The 23,094-nt window shown below is 73.0% G+C and carries 19 protein-coding genes and 1 pseudogene; 17 read left to right on the forward strand and 3 right to left on the reverse strand.

What is annotated here, in order from left to right; translation table 11 throughout:
• The 4 genes from ACZ7D7_RS07385 to holA all read left to right on the forward strand — a co-directional run bounded on the left by ACZ7D7_RS07385 (position 1) and on the right by holA (position 3,292).
• The gene (locus ACZ7D7_RS07385; RefSeq protein WP_470822973.1) at positions 1-831 is read left to right on the forward strand and encodes an arylamine N-acetyltransferase family protein; all 831 of its coding nucleotides are present in this window, start codon (positions 1-3) and stop codon (positions 829-831) included.
• A 156-nt stretch (positions 832-987) separates the two neighbouring features.
• Positions 988-1,887 (forward strand): YceI family protein, encoded by a 900-nt coding sequence (locus ACZ7D7_RS07390; RefSeq protein ID WP_470822974.1) that lies wholly within the window; start codon positions 988-990, stop codon positions 1,885-1,887.
• A 42-nt stretch (positions 1,888-1,929) separates the two neighbouring features.
• Entirely contained in the window at positions 1,930-2,175 is a 246-nt protein-coding gene (locus ACZ7D7_RS07395; protein WP_470822975.1) for a hypothetical protein, read from the forward strand.
• A gap of 127 nt (positions 2,176-2,302) precedes the next feature.
• A complete protein-coding gene (gene holA / locus ACZ7D7_RS07400; protein WP_470822976.1) occupies positions 2,303-3,292 on the forward strand; it encodes a DNA polymerase III subunit delta in 990 nt (329 codons plus the stop codon).
• A 217-nt stretch (positions 3,293-3,509) separates the two neighbouring features.
• On the opposite strand, the gene rpsT is transcribed toward holA, so the two are convergent.
• Positions 3,510-3,776: a 30S ribosomal protein S20 gene (gene rpsT, locus ACZ7D7_RS07405; RefSeq protein ID WP_470822977.1), complete on the reverse strand. Its 267-nt coding sequence runs from the start codon at positions 3,774-3,776 to the stop codon at positions 3,510-3,512.
• Positions 3,777-4,016: 240 nt separating this feature from the next.
• Between rpsT and lepA the strand changes: the two genes are divergently transcribed.
• From lepA to hemW, 4 genes are all read left to right on the forward strand, one after another.
• Positions 4,017-5,885, forward strand: coding sequence for a translation elongation factor 4 (gene lepA / locus ACZ7D7_RS07410; protein WP_470822978.1), 1,869 nt, complete (start codon positions 4,017-4,019; stop codon positions 5,883-5,885).
• A 259-nt stretch (positions 5,886-6,144) separates the two neighbouring features.
• On the forward strand, positions 6,145-8,019 hold the full coding sequence (locus ACZ7D7_RS07415; RefSeq protein WP_470822979.1) for an AMP-dependent synthetase/ligase: 1,875 nt from the start codon (positions 6,145-6,147) through the stop codon (positions 8,017-8,019).
• A 245-nt stretch (positions 8,020-8,264) separates the two neighbouring features.
• Positions 8,265-10,181, forward strand: a complete 1,917-nt coding sequence (locus ACZ7D7_RS07420; protein ID WP_470822980.1) for a SpoIIE family protein phosphatase — start codon at positions 8,265-8,267, stop codon at positions 10,179-10,181.
• A 100-nt stretch (positions 10,182-10,281) separates the two neighbouring features.
• Entirely contained in the window at positions 10,282-11,514 is a 1,233-nt protein-coding gene (gene hemW, locus ACZ7D7_RS07425; protein WP_470822981.1) for a radical SAM family heme chaperone HemW, read from the forward strand.
• 41 nt (positions 11,515-11,555) lie between these two features.
• Here hemW and ACZ7D7_RS07430 read toward each other — a convergent pair whose 3' ends face one another.
• Positions 11,556-12,422 carry a DUF3097 domain-containing protein gene (locus ACZ7D7_RS07430; RefSeq protein WP_470822982.1) on the reverse strand — a complete coding sequence of 289 codons (867 nt, stop codon included), beginning with the start codon at positions 12,420-12,422 and terminating at the stop codon, positions 11,556-11,558.
• Positions 12,423-12,456: 34 nt separating this feature from the next.
• Complete coding sequence (locus ACZ7D7_RS07435; protein ID WP_470822983.1) at positions 12,457-13,182, reverse strand: MBL fold metallo-hydrolase; 726 nt, start codon at positions 13,180-13,182, stop codon at positions 12,457-12,459.
• Between the two features lie 160 nt (positions 13,183-13,342).
• Between ACZ7D7_RS07435 and hrcA the strand changes: the two genes are divergently transcribed.
• The 9 genes and pseudogenes from hrcA to ACZ7D7_RS07480 all read left to right on the forward strand — a co-directional run.
• Positions 13,343-14,359, forward strand: a complete 1,017-nt coding sequence (hrcA, locus tag ACZ7D7_RS07440; protein WP_365962291.1) for a heat-inducible transcriptional repressor HrcA — start codon at positions 13,343-13,345, stop codon at positions 14,357-14,359.
• A complete protein-coding gene (dnaJ, locus tag ACZ7D7_RS07445) occupies positions 14,360-15,496 on the forward strand; it encodes a molecular chaperone DnaJ (protein WP_470822984.1) in 1,137 nt (378 codons plus the stop codon).
• A 113-nt stretch (positions 15,497-15,609) separates the two neighbouring features.
• Entirely contained in the window at positions 15,610-16,680 is a 1,071-nt protein-coding gene (locus tag ACZ7D7_RS07450) for a nitronate monooxygenase (RefSeq protein WP_470822985.1), read from the forward strand.
• A complete protein-coding gene (locus tag ACZ7D7_RS07455) occupies positions 16,677-17,417 on the forward strand; it encodes a 16S rRNA (uracil(1498)-N(3))-methyltransferase (protein WP_470822986.1) in 741 nt (246 codons plus the stop codon). The genes ACZ7D7_RS07450 and ACZ7D7_RS07455 overlap by 4 nt, the downstream gene beginning before the upstream one ends.
• A gap of 93 nt (positions 17,418-17,510) precedes the next feature.
• Positions 17,511-18,074 carry a hypothetical protein gene (locus tag ACZ7D7_RS07460; protein WP_470822987.1) on the forward strand — a complete coding sequence of 188 codons (564 nt, stop codon included), beginning with the start codon at positions 17,511-17,513 and terminating at the stop codon, positions 18,072-18,074.
• An 80-nt stretch (positions 18,075-18,154) separates the two neighbouring features.
• Entirely contained in the window at positions 18,155-21,385 is a 3,231-nt protein-coding gene (locus ACZ7D7_RS07465; protein ID WP_470822988.1) for a S41 family peptidase, read from the forward strand.
• A 105-nt stretch (positions 21,386-21,490) separates the two neighbouring features.
• Positions 21,491-21,844 carry a histidine triad nucleotide-binding protein gene (locus tag ACZ7D7_RS07470; RefSeq protein WP_470822989.1) on the forward strand — a complete coding sequence of 118 codons (354 nt, stop codon included), beginning with the start codon at positions 21,491-21,493 and terminating at the stop codon, positions 21,842-21,844.
• Positions 21,845-21,847: 3 nt separating this feature from the next.
• A complete protein-coding gene (locus ACZ7D7_RS07475) occupies positions 21,848-22,753 on the forward strand; it encodes a ribonuclease Z (RefSeq protein WP_470822990.1) in 906 nt (301 codons plus the stop codon).
• A 34-nt stretch (positions 22,754-22,787) separates the two neighbouring features.
• A pseudogene (locus tag ACZ7D7_RS07480) lies at positions 22,788-23,063 on the forward strand (adenosine deaminase); the annotation flags it as partial.
• Between the last annotated feature and the right edge of the window lie 31 nt (positions 23,064-23,094).

Genomic DNA, 23,094 nt, shown 5'->3' on the forward strand with positions numbered 1-23,094 from the left:
ATGACACCCGAACAGGTCGAGGCCTACCTCCAGCGGATCGGAGTCGCCCACCCGGCGTGGCCCACCGTGGACGTCCTGCGTGAGCTGCACCTGAGCCATCTGCGGTCCGTGCCGTTCGAGAACCTCTCCATCCACCTCGGCGAGGAGATCGTGCTGGAGGAGCAGCGGCTGCTGGACAAGATGGTGACCGGGCGCCGGGGCGGGTTCTGTTACGAACTCAACGGACTGTTCGGCGCGTTGCTCACCGCCCTCGGCTTCGAGGTGACGCTGCTCGCGGCGCGGGTGCGGCTGGACGGGGAGCGGCTCGGGATCCCGTACGACCATCTCGCGCTGCGGGTGCGGACGGTGGACGGGGGCGACTGGCTGGCCGACGTCGGGTTCGGGGCGCACAGCCACTATCCGCTGGCGTTCGGGGACCGGGGTGAGCAGCCGGACCCCGGTGGCACGTTCCGGATCGTGGCGGCGGGGCGGGACACGGCCGGGGCGCGCGGCGGGCACGACGTGGAGGAGGCGGCGGACCTGGAGGTGAGCCGGGACGACAGTCCCGAGTACCGTCTGGAGGTACGGCCGCGGGTGCTGGAGGACTTCGTGGCCGGGGCGTGGTGGCACAGCACCTCGCCCAAGTCGCACTTCACGCGGTCGCTGGTGTGCTCGCGGGTCACGCGGGACGGCGGGCGGATCACGCTCACCGGCCGTCGGCTGGTGGAGACGTCCGGGGTCGGCGAGCGCGAGGAGCGTGAGCTGGCCGGGGACGAGGAGGTGCTGGCGGTGTACCGGGAGCGGTTCGGGATCGTGCTCGACCGGGTGCCGGTGGTGCGCAAGCCCGCCTAGAACGGCCAATTGGGCCAGGCTGGCCTACTCCGGGGTAGTTCCGGCACTTGCGCTGGTTTCCCGTGATGTGGGCCCGTGTTGCCCCGAAAGCCCCATCGGTGATCGAATGCCTCTTCGACAAGAGATGCGTCGAGTCGTACAGAGGTGTTGTCGCAGATGATCAGCCGGTGGCTGGGAAACCGAGCGAGCCGAGCGAACCGGGCCGGCCGGGTGCACCGGACGAACCCACTGGCGGCGATCAAGACCCCACCGAGAGCCGGCGTCCTCAGCTGCAGAGTGCTCGACCCGGTCAACGAACCGGTCACACACGCCGAGTTCGCGGTCACCGACACGCTGGGGCGCAAGGTGGTCAGCGGGGGCGCGGATCCCTACGGCTCGTTCCTGGCGACAGTGCCGGCCGGGGAGTACCGGCTGGCGGTGTCGGCCGAGGGCTTCACGCCGTACCGGGCGACCACGTCGGTCACCGAGGACTCGCTCGCCTCGCTCGGCGACGTGAGGCTCCAGGTGGCCCGCCCGCCGGAGCTGCCCGCGCCGGGCGACTGGGAGATCGAGCCGGCGCACTCCTCGATCGCCTTCACCGCGCGGCACATCGGACTGGCCCGGATCCACGGCCGGTTCAACTCCTTCGCGGGCGTCATCCGCGTCGCCGACCCGGTGGAGCGGTCCGCGATGCACGTGGTGATCGACGCGGCGTCCATCGACACGCGGGTCACGATGCGCGACGACCACCTCAGGTCGGCGGACTTCCTGGACGTCGAGCAGTTCCCGACGCTGGAGTTCTACGGCGACCGGTGTGTGCACCGGGGCGGCAACCGGTGGGCCGTCACCGGGGCGTTGTCGCTGCACGGGGTGACGCGCACGGTGACCCTGGACACCGAGTACCTCGGACTGGGCAACGGCATGGAGGGCGAGGCGCGCGCGGCCTTCCGGGCCACCACCGAACTGCACCGCGACGACTTCACGGTGAGCTGGCAGACGATGCTCGCGCGCGGGATCGCGGTCGTCGGCCCCACCATCGGCGTGACCCTCGACGTGCAGTTGGTGGCCAAGGCCTGACCTGGAGATTCGCGTCCCGGGCGGTGCCGGACAATGGCTCATGTGAGTGACGTGAGACATGTGCTGGTGCTGCCCGACCGCGATGCCGCCCAGGAGGCGGCCGAGGCGCTCGGGGAGCGGTTCGGACTCGACGAGGAACCGCAGCTCGTCCGGGACGCGCTGGCCGGCGAGGACGACGCCGAGGACGCGCAGTGGCTGGTCGTCCTGCGCGACGAGCGGGAGCGGCTGGACGCGGCGGAGCTGGACGAGTTCGCGGCGGAGTGGGACGGCTGGCGCGAGGAGCCCTAGGGGGTTCTGAGGGGTTCTGACAACGCCCGCGGCGTCGCGCTCATTTGCCAGACAGCCCCCAGGCCGCGGAACGGCCCGGGCGGCAGCGCGGGCCGCGTTGTCAGTGCCGCGTGCGATGCTTGTCGCGATGGCCAGGAAGACTGCGAACGACGACCCTCTCGCCCCGGTGACCCTCGCCGTGGGCCAGGAGGACCTCCTGCTCGACCGTGCCGTGCAGGAGGTGGTGGCCGCCGCCAAGGCCGCCGACGCCGACACGGACGTACGCGATCTGACCCCGGACCAGCTGCAGCCCGGCACGCTCGCCGAGCTGACCAGCCCGTCGCTCTTCGCGGAGCGCAAGGTCGTGGTCGTACGCAACGCGCAGGACCTCTCGGCCGACACGATCAAGGACGTGAAGGCGTACCTCGGCGCGCCCGCCGAGGAGATCACGCTCGTGCTGCTGCACGCCGGCGGCGCCAAGGGCAAGGGACTGCTCGACGCGGCGCGCAAGGCGGGCGCGCGCGAGGTGGCCTGCCCGAAGATGACGAAGCCGGCGGACCGGCTGGCGTTCGTGCGCGGCGAGTTCCGGGCGCTCGGGCGTTCGGCGACGCCGGAGGCCTGCCAGGCGCTGGTCGACGCCATCGGCAGCGATCTGCGGGAGCTGGCGTCGGCGGTGGCGCAGCTCGCGGCGGACGTCGAGGGGACGATCGACGAGGCTGTCGTCGGGCGCTACTACACGGGGCGGGCCGAGGCGTCGAGCTTCACCGTCGCCGATCGGGCCGTGGAGGGCCGCACGGCGGAGGCGCTGGAGGCCCTGCGCTGGTCGCTGGCGACGGGCGTCGCGCCGGTGCTGATCACCAGCGCCCTCGCGCAGGGCGTGCGGGCGATCGGCAAGCTGTCCTCCGCGCGCGGCGGCCGGCCCGCCGACCTGGCCCGTGAGCTCGGCATGCCGCCGTGGAAGATCGACCGGGTGCGCCAGCAGAGCCGGGGCTGGACGCCGGACGGCCTGTCGGTCGCGCTGCGGGCGGTCGCCGAGGCGGACGCGGGCGTGAAGGGCGGCGGCGACGACCCGGAGTACGCGCTGGAGAAGGCGGTCGTCGCGATCGCCCGCGCGGCCCGGTCGAGAGGCCGCACCTGATCGTGCCCCGCCCCGGCGGCCCGCCCCGCCCCGCCGTTACGGCGAAGGCCCCGTCCGTCCGCTCTGGGGAAGAGCGGTGGACGGGGCCTTCGCGTCAGGCTTCTGGAACCGCACCCGCGTGGCGAACGCAGGCCGCGTGCGGTTCCGGGGTGCCGGTCGGGAGCGGATGAGAGAGGGCCCGCTCTGGGTCCTTCCGGCGGTCAGATCAAAGGGAGATTCAGCCCTTGACGGACGCGACCTTGGAAGCAAGCGCCGACTTCTTGTTGGCGGCCTGGTTCTTGTGGATGACGCCCTTCGAGACGGCCTTGTCGAGCAGACGCGCGGCAGCGCGCTGGTACTCGGTGGCCTTCTCGACGTCACCCGCGGCAGCGGCCTCGCGGGCCTTGCGGATCGCGGTCTTCAGGGAGGACTTGACGGCCTTGTTGCGCAGCCGGGCCTTCTCGTTGGTCTTGATCCGCTTGATCTGGGACTTGATGTTCGCCACGAATGAGCCTCTACAGGTTCTGGCGCGGGGCCGCACGGGTCCCGAGCCGGTGAATTTCTTGAGTGTGTGCCTCCTGCGAGAGGGCATGAGACACAGCCACCCAGCCTACCAGCGGCCCGGAGGGCGGCCCAAACCCGTCGCAGCTCCCCAACCGTGGGACCATGGAGCCTACGTATAGACCCGATCGTTCCGACCCGAGACCGCAGACGGCTGCGGACGCCTCAAGAATCAGGACCCTGCGTGCCCGCGATCCCTAGCCATGTGCCCGAGCCGAGCCGTACCGACCCGGCTCTGATCCGCAATTTCTGCATCATCGCGCACATCGACCACGGCAAGTCCACGCTCGCCGACCGGATGCTCCAGCTGACCGGAGTGGTCGAGCAGCGGCAGATGCGCGCCCAGTACCTCGACCGCATGGACATCGAGCGCGAGCGCGGCATCACGATCAAGTCCCAGGCGGTGCGGTTGCCGTGGGCCCCGACCCACGACAAGAGCAAGACGCACATCCTCAACATGATCGACACCCCGGGGCACGTCGACTTCACGTACGAGGTCTCGCGGTCGCTCGCCGCCTGCGAGGGGACCATCCTCCTCGTCGACGCCGCCCAGGGCATCGAGGCGCAGACCCTCGCCAACCTGTACCTGGCGATGGAGAACGACCTCACGATCATCCCGGTGCTCAACAAGATCGACCTGCCGGCCGCGCAGCCCGAGAAGTTCGCCGAGGAACTCGCCAACCTGGTCGGCTGCGACCCGGACGACGTGCTCAAGGTCTCCGCCAAGACGGGCCTGGGGGTCGAGGCGCTGCTCGACCGGGTGGTCGCGGACGTCCCCGCCCCGGTCGGCGTCAAGGACGCCCCGGCCCGCGCGATGATCTTCGACTCGGTGTACGACTCCTACCGCGGTGTCGTGACGTACGTCCGTGTCATCGACGGCCAGCTCAACAAGCGCGAGCGGATCCGGATGATGTCGACGAACGCCACGCACGAGCTGCTGGAGATCGGCACCAACTCCCCGGAGATGCTGGCCGCCGACGGCCTGGGTGTCGGCGAGGTGGGCTACCTCATCACCGGTGTGAAGGACGTCCGCCAGTCCAAGGTCGGCGACACGGTCACCAGCCAGCACAAGGGCGCCGAGGAGGCGCTCGGCGGCTACAAGGACCCCAAGCCGATGGTGTTCTCGGGCCTGTATCCGCTGGACGGCTCGGACTACCCGGAGCTGCGCGAGGCCCTCGACAAGCTCCAGCTGAACGACGCCGCGCTGGTCTACGAGCCGGAGACGTCCGCCGCGCTCGGCTTCGGCTTCCGCGTCGGCTTCCTCGGCCTGCTGCACCTGGACGTGATCCGCGAGCGCCTGGAGCGCGAGTTCGGCCTCGACCTGATCGCCACCGCGCCGAACGTGGTCTACCGCGTGGTCATGGAGGACGGCTCCGAGCACACCGTCACCAACCCGAGCGAGTTCCCCGAGGGGAAGATCGGCGAGGTGTACGAGCCGGTCGTGCGCGCCACCATCCTGGCGCCCAGCGAGTTCATCGGCTCGATCATGGAGCTGTGCCAGACCCGGCGCGGCACCCTGCTCGGCATGGACTACCTGTCCGAGGACCGGGTGGAGATCCGCTACACCCTGCCGCTCGCCGAGATCGTCTTCGACTTCTTCGACCAGCTGAAGTCCAAGACCCGCGGCTACGCCTCGCTCGACTACGAGCCCACCGGCGAGCAGACCTCCAGCCTGGTCAAGGTCGACATCCTGCTGCACGGCGACAAGGTGGACGCGTTCTCCGCGATCACCCACCGGGACCAGGCGTACGCGTACGGCGTGCGGCTCGTCGCCAAGCTGAAGGAGCTGATCCCGAGGCAGGCCTTCGAGGTGCCGGTGCAGGCCGCCATCGGTTCCCGGGTCATCGCCCGCGAGACCATCCGCGCCATCCGCAAGGACGTCCTCGCCAAGTGCTACGGCGGTGACATCTCCCGCAAGCGGAAGCTGCTGGAGAAGCAGAAGGAAGGCAAGAAGCGGATGAAGATGGTGGGTTCCGTGGAGGTTCCGCAGGAGGCCTTCATCGCCGTCCTGTCCAGCGACGACGGCGCGGCGTCGGCCAAGGGCAAGAAGTAACCGCAGGTTACGGCCGGTCGTCCGGCCAAACCGGGTGGAACAGGGGCCTGTCGCGCGAAACGCGGCGGGCCCCTGTGCATGGGCCGGGCGGCTGTCTGTAGGAAGTGACAGGGCGCAGGCTCTTACGTGGTGGCCGGATGCCCCTTACCCTGATCCCTGCTCGATAGTTACTCGCGAGTTAAACAAGCTCGCGTGAGGAACAGCCGCACCAGCCAGCCGCACTGAGCCAGCCGCAAAGTCGCGGGCCCCGGAGGATGTCGTGAGCGACGCACAGACACTGATCGAGAACCGTCCGCCGTCCGTTGCGGGCCTCTTCCTGGAGCGCGTGGCGGCCACGCCCGACGCCGAGGCCTATCGCCACCCGGTGCCCGCCGCCTCCGGCGAGGGGCCGGACGACTGGAAGTCCCTGACCTGGGCCCAGGCCGCCGAGCGGGTCCACGCCATCGCGGCCGGACTCATCGAGCTGGGCGTGCAGCCGGAGCAGCGCGTCGCGCTCGCCTCCTCGACCCGCCTCGAGTGGATCCTCGCCGACCTCGGCATCATGTGTGCCGGCGCCGCCACGACCACGGTCTACCCGCAGACCAACGCCGAGGAGTCGGCGTACATCCTCTCCGACTCCGAGAGCCGGGTGCTGATCGCGGAGAACGCCGAGCAGCTCGCCAAGGCCCGCGAGAAGCGCGGCGAGCTGACCGCGCTCACCCATGTCGTGGTGATCGACGGGGCGGACGTCGAGACCGACGACTGGGTCCTCACCCTCGCCGACCTGGAGGCCCGCGGCGCGGCCCGCCTGGAGAAGGACCCCGAGCTGATCAAGCAGCGGGTCGGTGCGATCACCAGGGACCAGCTCGCCACCCTCATCTACACCTCCGGCACCACCGGCCGCCCCAAGGGCGTGCGCCTGCCGCACGACAACTGGTCGTACATGGCGAAGGCGATCGCCGCGACCGGACTGGTCAGCGGCGACGACGTGCAGTACCTCTGGCTGCCCCTCGCGCACGTCTTCGGCAAGGTGCTCACCTCCGGCCAGATCGAGGTCGGCCACGTCACCGCCGTCGACGGCCGCGTCGACAAGATCATCGAGAATCTGCCGGTCGTGCGGCCGACGTACATGGCGGCCGTGCCGCGCATCTTCGAGAAGGTCTACAACGGGGTCGCGGCCAAGGCGAAGGCGGGCGGCGGCGCCAAGTACAAGATCTTCCAGTGGGCGGCCGGCGTGGCCCGCGAGTACGCCAAGGTCACCCAGGACAACTTCCGCCGCACCGGCGTCGCGAGCGCCCCCTTCGGCCTGACCGCCAAGCACAACCTCGCCGACAGGCTCGTCTACGCCAAGATCCGCGAGGCCTTCGGCGGCAACCTGCGCGCCTGCGTCTCCGGCTCGGCCGCGCTCGCCCCCGACATCGGCTACTTCTTCGCCGGCGCCGGCATCCACATCCTGGAGGGCTACGGCCTCACCGAGTCCTCCGCGGCGTCCTTCGTCAACCCCGGCGAGGCCTACCGCACCGGCACGGTCGGCAAGCCGCTGCCCGGCACCGAGGTGCGCATCGCCGACGACGGCGAGATCCTGCTGCGCGGCCCCGGCATCATGGAGGGCTACCACGGGCTGCCCGAGAAGACCGCCGAGGTCCTGGAGGAGGACGGCTGGTTCCACACCGGCGACATCGGCGAGCTCTCCCCGGACGGCTACCTGCGGATCACCGACCGCAAGAAGGACCTCATCAAGACCTCCGGCGGCAAGTACGTCGCGCCCGCCGAGGTCGAGGGCCGGTTCAAGGCGATCTGCCCGTACGTCTCCAACATCCTGGTGCACGGCGCCGACCGGAACTACTGCACCGCCCTCATCGCCCTGGACGAGATCGCCATCACCGGCTGGGCCAAGGAGAACGGCCTGGAGGGCAAGCCGTACGCCGACATCGTCGCCGCGCCCGTCACCGTCGAGATGGTCGACGGCTACGTCAAGCAGCTCAACGAGGGCCTGCAGCGCTGGCAGACGGTCAAGAAGTTCCGCCTGCTGCCGCGCGACCTCGACGTCGAGCACGGCGAGATCACCCCGAGCCTGAAGCTGAAGCGGCCCGTCGTGGAGCGCGAGTACAAGCACCTCATCGACGAGATGTACGAGGGGGCGCGCGAGGCGTGACCCTCGCGGGTACGGGCGGCGCACACCCCTGGGCGTCGCCCGTACGTGTTTCATGGCCTTGCGCCCCTCCTGGCGCAATCCGGCGCGTCCGTGTCGCTTTCCGACCGGTGTGAACACACCCGTAGCACGTTTTCCGCCCACCGCCCCCCACTTTTGGTAACTCCCCGCATACGAGCACAGTCGGTCTGTCACTCTGTCGGCAACGACCGAGGCGCACTCGCACCGACCGTCCGGGGGAGCTGTCCATGGGGGCCATTCCGACGCAACGGGAGATCCTCTCCCGTACCGCCGAGGCGCCCGCGCAACAGCACTGCGCGCGGGCGCACGCCAGCCTGCCCGGCAACAGCCACGCCGCCGGTTCCGCCCGCGCCCTCGTGCGCGACGCCCTCGCCGACTGGACCGACCGCGGGCTGACCGGCACCGACGAGCTCACCGGCCGGCTCGCCGACGACGCCGGCCTCGTCGTGAGCGAACTCGTCACCAACGCCGTCGTCCACGCCGGCACCGACGTCGAACTGACCCTGCGCCTGGAGCGGGACACCGGCACGCTCCTGCTGGAGGTCAGCGACCACCACCCCTCGCGCGCCCCGCGCGACGGCCGATCCGAACCGCCCGACGAGCCGCCCGAGTACGGACGCGGCCTGCGCCTGGTCGCCGCGCTCGCCGAGAGCTGGGGCATCACCTACCGCCCGGACACCAAGACCGTGTGGGCCCGGCTGCCCACCAGCGCGGCCGACGGCGACGAGGGCGCGTACGTCGGGGAACCCGGCGGCCTCGCCGCCGCCGGGCTGCTCGCGCCGGAGCCGCCCCGCGACTGGCGGGCCGCCGAGGAGCGCCGCGACGCGGACTGGCTGAACCGGGGCGCCCTGTCCTTCCTCGCCGAGGCGTCCGGACTGCTCGCCGGACAGCTCGACGAGGACCTCGTCGCCTCCCTCACCGCCCAGCTGATCGTGCCCCGGCTCGCCGACTGGTGCGCCGTCTGGCTGGAGGACGAGTCCACCGGCCGCGGCGGCAGGGCCGACGGCCCCTGGGCGCCCGGGGCGCGGCTGGCCCGCGTCTGGCACGGCAGCGAGAACCGCATCGAGGACCTGCGCGCCGTGCTGGAGAAGGACCCGCCCCGGCTGCCCGACCCGACGGCCTCCGGGCCCGTCCCCTACCCGTGGCCCGCGCAGGCCCTCGGCCCGCACGGCGCCTACGGCACGGCGCTGGCGTACCGGCTCGTCGCCGGCGGCCGGCCGCTGGGCACGCTCGTCATCGGACGGGCCGGCACGCCCCGCTTCCCGGACGAGATCACCGGCCTCGTCGAGGACCTCGGCCGCCGGGTGGCGCTCGCCGTCGGCGCGGCCCGGCAGTACGCCCGGCAGGTCACCATCAGCTCCGTGCTGCAACGCGGGCTGCTGCCGGGCGCGGTCGCCGAGATACCGGGCGTGCGCAGCGCCCTCGTCCACGAGCCCTGCGACCAGGGCGGGCCGAGCGGCGACTTCTACGACCTGTTCCCGGCCGGCGAGGGCCGCTGGTGCTTCGCCATCGGCGACGTCCAGGGCAAGGGCCCCGAGGCCGCCGTCGTCATCGGGCTCGCCCGGCCCTGGCTGCGCCTGCTCGCCCGCGAGGGCTACGGCGTCCCCGACGTCCTCGACCGGCTCAACCAGCTCCTGCTCGACGACGCGACGGAGGCCGCGGACGCGGCGGCCCGCGCCCTGGCCGGTGGCCGGCCCGCGGCCCCCGGCGACGGCCCGCAGACCCGGTTCCTGTCCCTGCTCTACGGCGAGCTGGTCCTCGTGGAGACGGCGGCCGGGCCCGGCATCCGCTGCACCCTCGCCTCCGCCGGGCACCCGCTGCCGCTGCTGCTCGGCGCCGACGGGCGGGTGCACACCGCGGCCCGGCCGCAGACGCTCCTCGGCGTGGTGGAGGACGAGACGTACGTCAGCGAGACCTTCGAGCTGCGCCCCGGCGACACCCTGCTGTGCGTCACGGACGGCGTGACCGAGCGGCGCTGCGGATCACGCCAGTTCGACGACGAGGACGGGCTGGCGGCCGCCCTCGCGGGCTGCGCCGGGCTGGACGCGGAGCTGATCGCGGAGCGCATCCGCGGACTGGTGCACGACTTCGGCACCCGTCCGCCCGAGGACGACCTGGCCCTGCTGGTGCTCCAGGCCGAGTGAGCCCTTCCCGAGCCGGCGACGCGGGCCGGCGACGCGGTGCGACGCCGGTCGGCGCCGCGGGCCGGCGGGGAAGGGCGCCCGGTGCTGGACAATGGAGGACATGCCTTCCGCACTCCCCGACGGCGAGCCCGTCCCCGACGACGGCGCCCTGCCCCCGCACGCGCTCGCCGGGGCCGCGGACCGCCCCCTCGGGTTCTACCTGCACGTCCCGTACTGCGCCTCCCGCTGCGGCTACTGCGACTTCAACACCTACACGGCGACCGAGCTGCGCGGCACCGGCGGCGTCCTCGCCTCCCGCGACAACTACGCGGCGACGCTGATCGACGAGATCCGCCTCGCCCGCAAGGTCCTGGGCGACGACCCGCGCCCGGTCAGCACGGTGTTCGTCGGCGGCGGCACACCGACCCTGCTGGCCGCCGCCGACCTCGTCCGGGTGCTCGCGGCGGTCCGCGACGAGTTCGGTCTCGCGCCCGGCGCCGAGGTCACCACGGAGGCCAACCCCGAGTCCGTCGACCCGGCCTACCTGGCGGCGCTCCGCGCGGGCGGCTTCAACCGGATCTCCTTCGGCATGCAGAGCGCGAGGCAGCACGTCCTGCGCGTCCTCGACCGCACGCACACGCCGGGCCGCCCCGAGGCCTGCGTCGCGGAGGCCCACGCCGCCGGCTTCGAGCACGTCAACCTCGACCTGATCTACGGCACGCCCGGCGAGTCCGACGACGACTGGCGGGCCTCGCTGGACGCCGCGCTCGGCGCCCGCCCCGACCACGTCTCGGCCTACGCGCTGATCGTCGAGGAGGGCACGCAGCTCGCCCGGCGCATCCGGCGCGGCGAGATCCCCATGACCGACGACGACGTCCACGCCGACCGCTACCTGATGGCCGAGGAGGCGCTGTCCTCCGCGGGCTTCGAGTGGTACGAGGTGTCCAACTGGGCCACCTCGGCGGGCGGACGCTGCCTGCACAACGAGCTGTACTGGCGGGGCGCCGACTGGTGGGGCGCGGGACCCGGCGCGCACTCCCACGTGGGCGGCGTGCGCTGGTGGAACGTGAAGCATCCGGGGGCGTACGCGGCGGCGCTGGCGGCGGGCCGCTCCCCCGGCGCCGGGCGGGAACTGCTGACGGAGGAGGACCGCCGGGTGGAGCGCGTCCTGCTGGAGCTGCGGCTGCGGGACGGCGTGCCGCTGTCCCTGCTCAGGGACGCCGGGCTGGCGGCCTCCCGCCGCGCCCTGGCCGACGGCCTCCTGGCGGCCGGGCCCTACGAGGAGGGGCGCGCGGCGCTGACCCTGCGGGGGCGGCTGCTGGCGGACGCGGTGGTGCGGGACCTGGTGGACTGACCGGCCCGCGGGGCCTCGCGCCCTGCCCCGTCAGAGCCCCTTCAGACCCCGCCGTCGGCCGTCACGAAATCGATCAACTCCTCGACCCTGCCCAGCAGTTCCGGCTCCAGGTCCTTGTAGGAGCGGACCCTGGACAGAATGTGCTGCCAGGCCGCACCGGTGTTTTCCGGCCAGCCCAGGGCGCGGCACACGCCCTTCTTCCAGTCCTGGCCGTGCGGGATCCGCGGCCAGGCCCCGATGTCCAGGGCCGACGGCTTCACCGCCTCCCAGATGTCGATGTAGGGGTGGCCCACGACGAGGGCGTGCTCACTGGTCACCGCCTGTGCGATGCGCCACTCCTTGGAGCCCGGCACCAGGTGGTCCACCAGGACGCCGAGGCGGGCGTCGGCGCCCGGGCCGAACTCCGCGACGATCGCCGGCAGGTCGTCCACGCCCTCCAGGTACTCCACGACGACGCCCTCGATGCGCAGGTCGTCGCCCCACACCTTCTCGACCAGCTCGGCGTCGTGCCGCCCCTCGACGTAGATGCGCCCGGCGCGGGCCACGCGCGCGCGTGCGCCGGGCACGGCGACGGAACCGGAGGCGGTACGGGCCGGGCGCACGGGGCCGCCGGCCGGTTTCACCAGGGTCACCACCCTGCCCTCCAGCAGGAAGCCGCGCGGCTCCAGCGGGAACACCCGGTGCTTGCCGAAGCGGTCCTCCAGGGTGACCGTGCCCGCCTCGCAGCGGATCACCGCACCGCAGAAGCCGGTGCCGGGCTCCTCCACCACGAGACCGGGCTCGGCCGGAACCTCCGGAACCGGCTTCGGCCTCTTCCACGGAGGGGTCAGATCGGGGGAGTACGAACGAGGGCGCGGGCCCGAAGGGCCTTCGTTGGAAGGGCGGTGGCGGGAGACGGGTGGGAGCATTCGAACGACGATAGGAGAAGCGGGCGGGCGGCGATCACGACACGCCGAAACGCGCCGCCAGCTCGTCGCGCTGCGCCCGCACGAACGCGGCGCCGACCACCGCTCCGTGACCGGGCACGTACAACGCGTCCTCGCCGCCGAGGGCGAGCAGCCGGTCCAGCGCGGCGGGCCACTGCGACGGCACCGCGTCCGGTCCCGCCTGCGGCTCGCCGGACTGCTCCACCAGGTCGCCGCAGAACACCACCTCGCGGTCGCCGGGGACCAGCACGACGAGGTCGTGCGCGGTGTGCCCCGGGCCCACGTTCGCCAGCAGGACCTGGCGGCCGCCGCCCAGGTCGAGGGTCCACTCGCCGCTGACCAGGTGCCGGGGCGCCGCGAGCGCGTCGGCCGCCGCCTCCGCCGCCGACGCGTCCAGCCCTTGCCGCACGGCGTCCGCGCGCAGCTCCTCCCGGCCGCGCGGCCCGAACAGCGCGTCCACGCCCACCGCGCCGTACACCTCGGCCCCCGCGAACGCGGGCGCCCCGAGGACGTGGTCGAAGTGCGGGTGGGTCAGCGCGAGATGCGTCACACGGTGACCGGCGAGCCGTTCCGCCTGCTCGCGCAGCCGGGCGCCCTCGGCGAGGCTCGACCCGGCGTCGACGAGCAGCGCGGAGCCGTCGCCGACGACGAGCCCGGCCGTGCAGTCCCAGCCCGGCAGCCGGCACCGGCCCACTCCGCCGGCGATGTGCTCCCACCCCAGCTCTTCCCAAGTCACCGTCATACGGCGACGCTAGCTGCTGACGCCGCACTCGGGCACGGCGGCGGGACCGGCCTTGCCCCCGGTGCACCCCACGGCCGTACACTTGGGCGGGGAAGTCTGGCACTCGCACGCGCCGAGTGCCAGGGACAGCGGCGGCGGACGACAGCTGGAGGTGTGCGCGGTGCTCAGTGAACGCAGGCTTCAGGTGTTGCGCGCCATCGTCCAGGACTACGTCGGCACCGAGGAGCCCGTCGGTTCCAAGGCGCTCACCGAGCGTCACAACCTCGGTGTCTCCCCGGCCACCGTGCGCAACGACATGGCGGCCCTGGAGGACGAGGGGTTCATCGCGCAGCCGCACACCAGCGCCGGGCGCATCCCCACCGACAAGGGCTACCGGCTCTTCGTGGACAAGCTCGCGGGCGTCAAGCCCATGTCGCCGCCCGAGCGGCGCGCGATCCAGAACTTCCTCGAGGGAGCCGTCGACCTCGACGACGTCGTGGCCCGCACGGTGCGGCTGCTCGCGCAGCTCACCCGGCAGGTCGCCGTCGTGCAGTACCCGTCGCTGACCCGTTCGACCGTGCGGCACGTGGAGCTGCTGTCCCTCGCCCCGGCGCGGGTCATGCTCGTGCTGATCACGGACACCGGCCGGGTCGAGCAGCGGGTCGTGGACTGCCCGGCGCCGTTCGGCGAGATGGCGCTCGCGGACCTGCGCGCGCGCCTCAACAGCCGGGTGGCGGGCCGTCGTTTCACGGACGTGCCGACCCTGGTGGAGGATCTGCCGGAGGCCTTCGAGGCGGAGGACCGCGGCACGGTCTCGACGGTGCTGTCCACTCTCCTGGAGACGCTGGTCGAGGAGAACGAGGAGCGGCTGATGATCGGCGGCACCGCCAATCTGACGCGCTTCGGACACGACTTCCCCCTCACGATCCGGCCCGTCCTTGAGGCGCTGGAGGAGCAGGTGGTGCTCCTGAAGCTGCTCGGCGAGGCGAAGGATCCGGGCGTGACCGTCCGAATCGGTCACGAGAACGCCCACGAAGGACTCAACTCCACGTCCGTCGTGTCGGTCGGCTACGGTTCGGGCGGCGAGGCGGTTGCCAAGCTCGGCGTGGTCGGACCGACCCGCATGGACTACCCGGGAACGATGGGAGCGGTACGCGCAGTGGCACGGTACGTCGGACAGATCCTGGCGGAGTCGTAAGTGGCCACGGACTACTACGCCGTTCTCGGCGTGCGCCGCGACGCGTCGCAGGAAGAGATCAAGAAGGCCTTCCGGCGGCTCGCTCGCGAGCTGCACCCGGACGTCAATCCGGACCCGAAGACCCAAGAGCGGTTCAAGGAGATCAACGCCGCCTACGAGGTGCTGTCGGACCCGCAGAAGAAGCAGGTCTACGACCTCGGCGGCGACCCGCTCTCGCAGGCCGGGGGCGGTGGCGCGGGCGGCTTCGGGGCCGGCGGCTTCGGGAACTTCTCCGACATCATGGACGCGTTCTTCGGGACGGCGTCGCAGCGCGGACCGCGCTCGCGCACCCGCCGCGGCCAGGACGCGATGATCCGCATCGAGATCGAGCTCGACGAGGCCGCGTTCGGCACGACGAAGGACATCCAGGTCGACACGGCCGTCGTCTGCACCACGTGCAGTGGCGAGGGCGCCGCCCCGGGCACCACGGCGCAGACCTGCGACATGTGCCGCGGCCGCGGCGAGGTCTCCCAGGTCACCCGGTCCTTCCTGGGCCAGGTCATGACGTCGCGGCCCTGCCCCCAGTGCCAGGGCTTCGGCACGGTCGTCCCGACGCCGTGCCCGGAGTGCGCCGGCGACGGCCGGGTCCGCTCGCGCCGCACCCTGACGGTGAAGATCCCGGCCGGTGTCGACAACGGCACCCGCATCCAGCTCGCCGGCGAGGGCGAGGTCGGGCCCGGCGGCGGTCCCGCCGGTGACCTGTACGTGGAGATCCACGAGCTGCCGCACTCGCAGTTCCAGCGGCGCGGCGACGACCTGCACTGCACGGTCACCCTCCCGATGACGGCGGCGGCCCTCGGCACGAAGGTGCCGCTGGAGACCCTCGACGGCCTGGAGGAGGTCGACATCCGTCCGGGCACGCAGTCCGGGCAGTCGATCCCGCTGCACGGCCGGGGCGTCACGCACCTGCGCGGCGGCGGCCGGGGCGACCTGATCGTCCACGTCGAGGTGCAGACGCCGACCAAGCTCGACCCCGAGCAGGAGCGCCTGCTGCGCGAACTGGCCAAGCTGCGCGGCGAGGAACGGCCCCAGGGTCAGTTCCAGCCGGGGCAGCAGGGGTTGTTCTCGCGGCTGAAGGACGCGTTCAACGGGCGCTGACACCCACTGGTGCGGGGGCGGTGGCGCGTGGGCCGGAAGGTCTCGTTCCGCCGCCTCTCACATGGGGCGGTGCCCGATTCGGAGAAGCCCCGAGGACGTGACAACATGCCGTCATGTCCTCCGCGCTGACCGATCTCTTCCCCCACCCGATCGTGCAGGCCCCCATGGCGGGCGGCGTCTCCGTGCCGCAGCTCGCCGCCGCCGTTTCCGAGGCGGGCGGGCTCGGTTTCCTGGCCGCCGGGTACAAGACCGCCGACGGCATGTACCAGGAGATCAAACAGCTGCGGGGACTGACCGACCGGCCCTTCGGGGTCAACCTGTTCATGCCGCAGCCCGAGTCCGCCGACCGGGCCGCCGTGGACGTCTACGCCCATCAGCTCGCCGGTGAGGCCGGCTGGTACGAGACCGAGCTGGGCGACCCGGACAGCGGCCGCGACGACGGCTTCGACGCCAAGCTCGCGGTGCTGCTGGACAACCCGGTGCCGGTGGTCTCCTTCCACTTCGGCTGCCCCTCGCGCGGAGTCCTGGACGCCCTGCGCCGCGTCGGCACCCGCACCCTCGTCACCGCCACCACCCCGGACGAGGCCCGCGCCGTCGAACGGGCCGGCGCAGACGGCGTGATCGCGCAGGGCGTGGAGGCGGGCGGCCACCAGGGCACCCACCGCGACATCCCGGAGACCGACGGCTCCGGACTCGGACTGCTGTCCCTGGTCGCCCAGGTCCGCGAGGCCGTCGGCATCCCCGTCGTCGCCGCGGGCGGCATCATGCGCGGCGGCCAGATCGCTGCCGTCCTCGCGGCCGGTGCGAGCGCCGCCCAGCTGGGCACGGCGTTCCTCGTCACGCCCGAGTCCGGTGCGCACGCGCTGCACAAGCAGGCGCTGACCAACCCCCTCTTCGTCCGCACGGAACTGACGCGCGCGTTCTCCGGCCGCCCGGCGCGCGGCCTCGTCAACCGCTTCCTGCGCGAGCACGGCCCCTACGCGCCCGCCGCCTACCCGGAGGTCCACCACCTGACCTCGCCGCTGCGCAAGGCCGCCGCCAAGGCCGGTGACGCGCAGGGCATGGCGCTGTGGGCGGGGCAGGGGCACCGCATGGCGCGGGAGCTGCCCGCCGGGCACCTCGTGGAGGTGCTCGCCGCCGAACTGGCCGCCGCCCGCGCGGCGTCGGCGGGCGGCGCCCGATGACCGCGCCCGTGTTCGTCGTCGAGCACTTCGAAGCGGGCGCCGACGGCCGTTACGTCCTGGCCGGGCCCGAGGGGCGGCACGCGGTGTCCGTGAAGCGGCTGCGTGCCGGCGAGGGCGTCGTCCTCACCGACGGCGCCGGACGCTGGGCCGAGGCCGAGGTCGTCGGCACGGAGGGCAAGGACCGGCTGGTCGTGCGGCTCGGAGAGGTCGCCGAGGAGCCCGAACCGTCGCCCACTCTCACCGTCGTGCAGGCCCTGCCCAAGGGCGACCGGGGCGAACTGGCCGTCGAGACCATGACCGAGGTCGGTGTCGACGCGATCGTGCCCTGGTCGGCGGCGCGCTGCATCACGCAGTGGAAGGGCGACCGCGGCCTGAAGGCGCTCGGCAAGTGGCGGGCCACCGCCCGTGAGGCCGGCAAGCAGTCCCGCCGCGTGCGGTTCCCGGACGTCGCGGACGCGGCCACCACCAAGCAGGTCGCCGCGCTGCTCGCGGACGCCGACTTCGCCGCCGTACTGCACGAGAGCGGCGACACTGCGCTGGCCACCGCCGAACTGCCCGCGTCCGGCCGCGTCGTGCTCGTCGTCGGACCCGAAGGGGGCGTGTCCCCCGAGGAGTTGGCGCTGTTCGCGGACGCGGGAGCGCCGGCCTACCGGCTGGGGCCCAGCGTGCTGCGCACCTCCACCGCCGGGACGGCCGCGGCGGCGCTCCTGCTGGGCCGCTCCGGCCGCTGGTCCTGACGACGGCCCCCGTCACGCGCCGCGTCCCCCGTACGCGCGAAGTGGCCGTATGCGCCCTACCGTTGGGCGCGTCGCGGTGGCAGGCTGCCCTTCATGGGGGTGTCGAGGCGTATTCGGCGGATGCCGGCCGTCCGGCGCCGGTGGCGTGCGGCAGCCGGTGCCGGTCTCGCCGCGGTCGCCGTGGCCGGTGCCGTCGCGTGTGAGCCCGGCGGGCTGAACACCGGGGCGGTGGCGTACACGACGGACCAGACCGTGACCCGGGAGCTGGAGCGGCAGAAGGCCGAGGTGCGGTGGCTGACCTGCACGGCCTCCTCCGGGGACGACGGCGGCGGCACCTCGTCCGCCACCGCGTCCGAGAAGGCCGTCGCCACCGTCGACTGCGAGGGCGAGACCGCCGACGGCAAGGACATCACCGTCACCGGGAAGGTCACCCGCGTCGTCAACGGCGCCTGTGTGCGCGGGAATCTCATCGCGAAGGTCGACGGCAAGGTGTGGTTCCGCGTCGACGGCCTCGGCAACTGCGACGCCGCCTCCAGCGCCCCGCCCGCGACCAGTGACCCGGGCGGCGGGGGAGCGGAGCCCACCGTCACCGTGACCGTCACGCGGACCGTCTGGTGCCGCGAGGATCCGGGCTGTCAGCCGGTCGAGGGCAAGTGAACCGGTCAGGAGGGTGTGCGGTCCCGGTCAAGTGATCGGAACCCCTGTCCGCGGGCGCCGCCGCTGCATAGGGTGATCGGGTGACTCAGCCCGCAACCACAGCACCGGCGGCCTCGCCTGCGTATCTCCGTTTCCCCCATCTCCACGGCGAGTTGGTCGCCTTCACAGCCGAGGACGACGTGTGGGTCGCGCCTCTCGACGGCGGACGCGCCTGGCGGGTCAGCGCCGAGAACGTCCCGGTGACGATGCCCCGCATCTCCCCGGACGGCACGACCGTCGCCTGGACCTCCACCCGTGACGGCGCCCCCGAGGTGCACGTCGCGCCGGTCGACGGCGGCCCCGCCCGACGCCTCACGCACTGGGGCAGCGGGAGGACACAGGTGCGCGGCTGGACCCCGGACGGCGAGGTCCTCGCGATCACCACCCACGGCCAGGCCAGCCTGCGCCGCACCTGGGCCCGCGCCGTCCCCCTCGACGGCGGACCCGCGGCGACCCTGCCGTACGGGCCGGTCGGCGACGTCGCGTACGGGCCGCACACGGTGCTGCTGTCCGCGACGATGGGCCGCGAGGCCGCCTCGTGGAAGCGCTACCGGGGCGGCACGGCGGGCAAGCTGTGGATCGACAGGTCCGCCGAGGACAGCGAGGGCGCGGGGGAGTTCGTCCGGCTGCACGAGGACCTCGACGGCAACATCGAGTACCCGTTCTGGGTCGGGGACCGCATCGCGTTCCTCTCCGACCACGAGGGCACCGGCGCCGTCTACTCCTCCCTCGCCGACGGCTCCGACCTGCGCCGCCACACGCCGCTCGGAGGCTTCTACGCCCGGCACGCCGCCACCGACGGCAGCCGTGTCGTGTACTCCAGCGCCGGCCGGCTCTGGCTCCTGGACGACCTCGACGGCGCCGAGCCGCGCCCCCTCGACGTCCGGCTCGGCGGGCAGCGCGTCGACCTGAACCCGTTCCCCGTGAACGCCGCCCGCTGGTTCGGCGCGGCGTCCCCCGACCACACCGCGCGCGGCAGCGCCGTCTCCGTGCGGGGCTCCGTGCACTGGGTCACCCACCGCTCCGGACCCGCCCGCGCGCTCGCCTCGCAGCCCGGCGTACGGGCCCGCCTGCCGCGCACCTTCCGCGCCGACGGCGAGGAGTGGGTGGTGTGGGTGACCGACGCCGAGGGCGACGACGCGCTGGAGTTCGCGCCCGCCACCGGCCTCGCCCCCGGCGCCACCCCGCGCCGGCTCGCCGCCGGACAGCTCGGCCGCGTCCTCTCCCTCGCCATGGCCCCCGACGGCAGCCGCGCCGCCGTCGCCTCGCACGACGGCCGGGTGCTGCTCGTCGAGCGGGAGACCGGCGAGGTCCGCGAGATCGACCGCAGCGAGGACGGCGACGCCTCCGGGCTGGTGTTCTCGCCCGACTCGGCCTGGCTCGCCTGGTCGCACCCCGGCCCGCGCCCGCTGTGCCAGCTCAAGCTCGCCAACACCACCGACCTGTCCGTCACGGAGGCCACCCCACTGCGCTTCCAGGACTACGCGCCCGCGTTCACCCTGGACGGCAAGCACCTCGCGTTCCTGTCGGCGCGCTCCTTCGACCCGGTCTACGACGAGCACGTCTTCGACCTCGCGTTCGTCGAGGGCGTCCGCCCGTACCTGATAACGCTCGCGGCGACCACGCCGTCGCCGTTCGGGCCGCAGCGGCACGGCCGCCCTTTCGAGACACCGGACCGCGACGAGACCCCCGACAGCGAGGGCACCCCCACCACCCGCATCGACCTGGACGGCCTCGCCGACCGCATCGTGCCCTTCCCGGTCGAGGCCGCCCGCTACTCCAACCTGCGGGCCGCGAAGGACGGCGTCCTGTGGCTCCGGCACCCGGTCCACGGCGTCCTCGGCCACTCCCGCGCCACGCCCGACGACCCCGACCCGCAGACCGAGCTGGAGCGCTACGACCTCGCCCAGCAGCGCGTCGAGCATCTCGCCGCCGACGCCGACCACTTCGAGGTCAGCGGCGACGGCAAGCGGGTCCTGCTGTGGACGGACAGCCGGCTCAAGGTCGTCCCCAGCGACCGGCGGGCCTCCGGCGACGACGACAGCGACACCAACATCACCGTCGACCTGTCCCGCGTACGCCAGCTGATCGACCCGGCGGCCGAGTGGCGGCAGATGTTCGAGGAGACCGGCCGCGTCATGCGGGACCACTTCTGGCGGGCCGACATGAGCGGCGTCGACTGGACCGGCGTCCTGGACCGCTACCGGCCCGTCCTCGACCGCGTCGCCACCCACGACGACCTGGTCGACCTGCTGTGGGAGGTGCACGGCGAACTCGGCACCTCGCACGCCTACGTCACCCCCCGCGGCGGCGTCGGCGGCGGCCCCCGGCAGGGCCTGCTCGGCGCGGACATCTCCCGCCACGAGGACGGCACCTGGCGCATCGACCGCGTCCTGCCCTCCGAGACGTCCGACCCGGACGCCCGCTCCCCGCTCGCCGCGCCGGGCGTCGCGGTCCGCGCCGGGGACGCGATCGTCGCCGTCGCCGGACAGCCCGTCGACCCGGTCACCGGCCCCGGGCCGCTGCTGGTGGGCACGGCGGGCAAGCCCGTGGAGCTGACCGTGCTGCCGTCCGGCGGCGGTGAGCCCCGGCACGCGGTCGTCGTCCCGCTGGAGGACGAGGAACCCCTGCGCTACCACGCCTGGGTCGCCGACCGGCGCGCCTACGTCCACGAGAAGTCCGGCGGACGGCTCGGCTATCTCCACGTGCCCGACATGCAGGCGCCGGGCTGGGCGCAGATCCACCGGGACCTGCGCGTCGAGGTCGCCCGCGAGGGCCTCGTGGTCGACGTCCGCGAGAACCGCGGCGGCCACACCTCCCAGTTGGTCGTGGAGAAACTGGCACGGCGCATCGTCGGCTGGGCGTCCCCGCGCGGCATGCGGCCGTACAGCTACCCGATGGACGCGCCGCGCGGTCCGGTCGTCGCCGTCGCCAACGAGTTCTCCGGTTCCGACGGCGACATCGTGAACGCGGCGATCAAGGCGCTCGGCATCGGCCCGGTCGTCGGAATGCGCACCTGGGGCGGCGTCATCGGCATCGACAGCCGCTACCGGCTGGTCGACGGCACGCTGATCACCCAGCCCAAGTACGCGTTCTGGCTGGAGGGTTACGGGTGGGGCGTGGAGAACCACGGCGTCGACCCGGACGTCGAGGTCCCGCAGCGGCCCCAGGACCACGCGGCGGGCCGCGACCCCCAACTGGACGAGGCGATCCGCCTGGCCCTGGAGGCGCTGGAGCGGACCCCGGCCAAGCTCCCGCCGGCCCTGCCGTAGTCGGAGGCTCCGGGCGGCCCGGGCCAGTCGTGATCCACAGGCTCCGGGCCGCCTCGCGCCCACCCGATACGATGCCCCCGTATCCGATCAACCGCCGGAGGACACATGCCAGGGGAACCGCAGGACGACTGCCTGTTCTGCAAGATCGTCGCAGGCCAGATCCCGGCGACGATCGTGCGCGAGACGGAGACCACGGTCGCCTTCCGGGACATAAACCCCCAGGCCCCGACGCACGTCCTGGTCATCCCCAAGGCGCACTACCAGGACGCCGCCGCCCTCGCCGCCGGCGCCCCGGAGGTCGCCGCCGACGTGCTGCGCGAGACGCAGGCGGTCGCCGACGAGGAGAAGCTCGACAGCTACCGCATCATCTTCAACACCGGCAGCGGCGCAGGCCAGACCGTGTGGCACGCCCACGCGCACGTCCTCGGCGGCCGCGGCCTGGAATGGCCCCCCGGATAAGCCGTGTCCGTACGCGAGTTGGTGGTCCTCGGCACCGCCAGCCAGGTCCCGACCCGGCACCGCAACCACAACGGCTACCTGCTGCGCTGGGACGGCGAGGGCATCCTGTTCGACCCCGGCGAGGGCACGCAGCGCCAGATGCTGCGCGCCGGGGTCGCCGCCCACGACCTGAACCGGATCTGCGTCACCCACTTCCACGGCGACCACTCCCTCGGTCTCGCGGGCGTGATCCAGCGCATCAACCTCGACAAGGTGCCGCACGAGGTCACCGCCCACTACCCGCGCTCCGGCAAGCGCTTCTTCGACCGCCTCCGGTACGCCACCGCCTACCGCGAGACGGTGAAGCTGACCGAGGCGCCAGTCGCCGCCGACGGCGTACTGGCCACGACCTCCGGCTACACGCTGGAGGCCCGCAGGCTGTCCCACCCCGTCGAGTCCTACGGCTACCGGCTGACCGAGCCCGACGGCCGCCGCATGCTGCCGGAACGGCTCGCCGCGCACGGCATCAAGGGGCCGGACGTGGGCCGCCTCCAACGGGAGGGCGTCCTCGGCGGAGTGACCCTGGACGACGTGAGCGAGGTGCGGCGCGGCCAGCGGTTCGCGTTCGTCATGGACACCCGGCTGTGCGACGGCGTGCACGCGCTGGCCGAGGGCTGCGACCTGCTCGTCATCGAGTCGACGTTCCTCGACGAGGACACCGGCCTCGCGGTGGAGCACGGCCACCTCACCGCCGGTCAGGCGGCCCGCGCGGCACGGGACGCGGGCGTACGGCACCTGGTGCTCACGCACTTCAGCCAGCGCTACTCCGACCCCGCGGAGTTCGAGCGGCAGGCCAGGGCCGCCGGCTTCGAGGGCGAGCTGACCGTGGCGCACGACCTCCTCCGGGTACCGGTTCCGAAACGTCGGTAATGGGCCCGCACGATGCCTTGATGCCCCTGCCGAAAGCAACGTGCGGCTGCGCACCGTGGACACCCTGGCCGACCACCCGCTGCCCGCGATGCTGGAGGCGGGCCTGATGCGCACGGTCAACTCCGACGACCCGGCCTACTTCGGCGGTTACGCGGGCGACACCTTCGACGCCGTGCGCGCCGCGCTCGGCCGCACCGAGGACCGGCTGCGCGAGCTGGCCCGCAACTCCTTCCTCGCGTCCTTCCTGGAACACGACGAGGAACTGCGGGCCGGTTACCTGGCGGAGGTCGAGGCGTACACCTTCGCGTAGCCGCCGGGCGCGGGCGGGCGCACGGCCCCGG

The sequence above is a fragment of the Streptomyces sp. NPDC037054 genome, assembly GCF_055606745.1.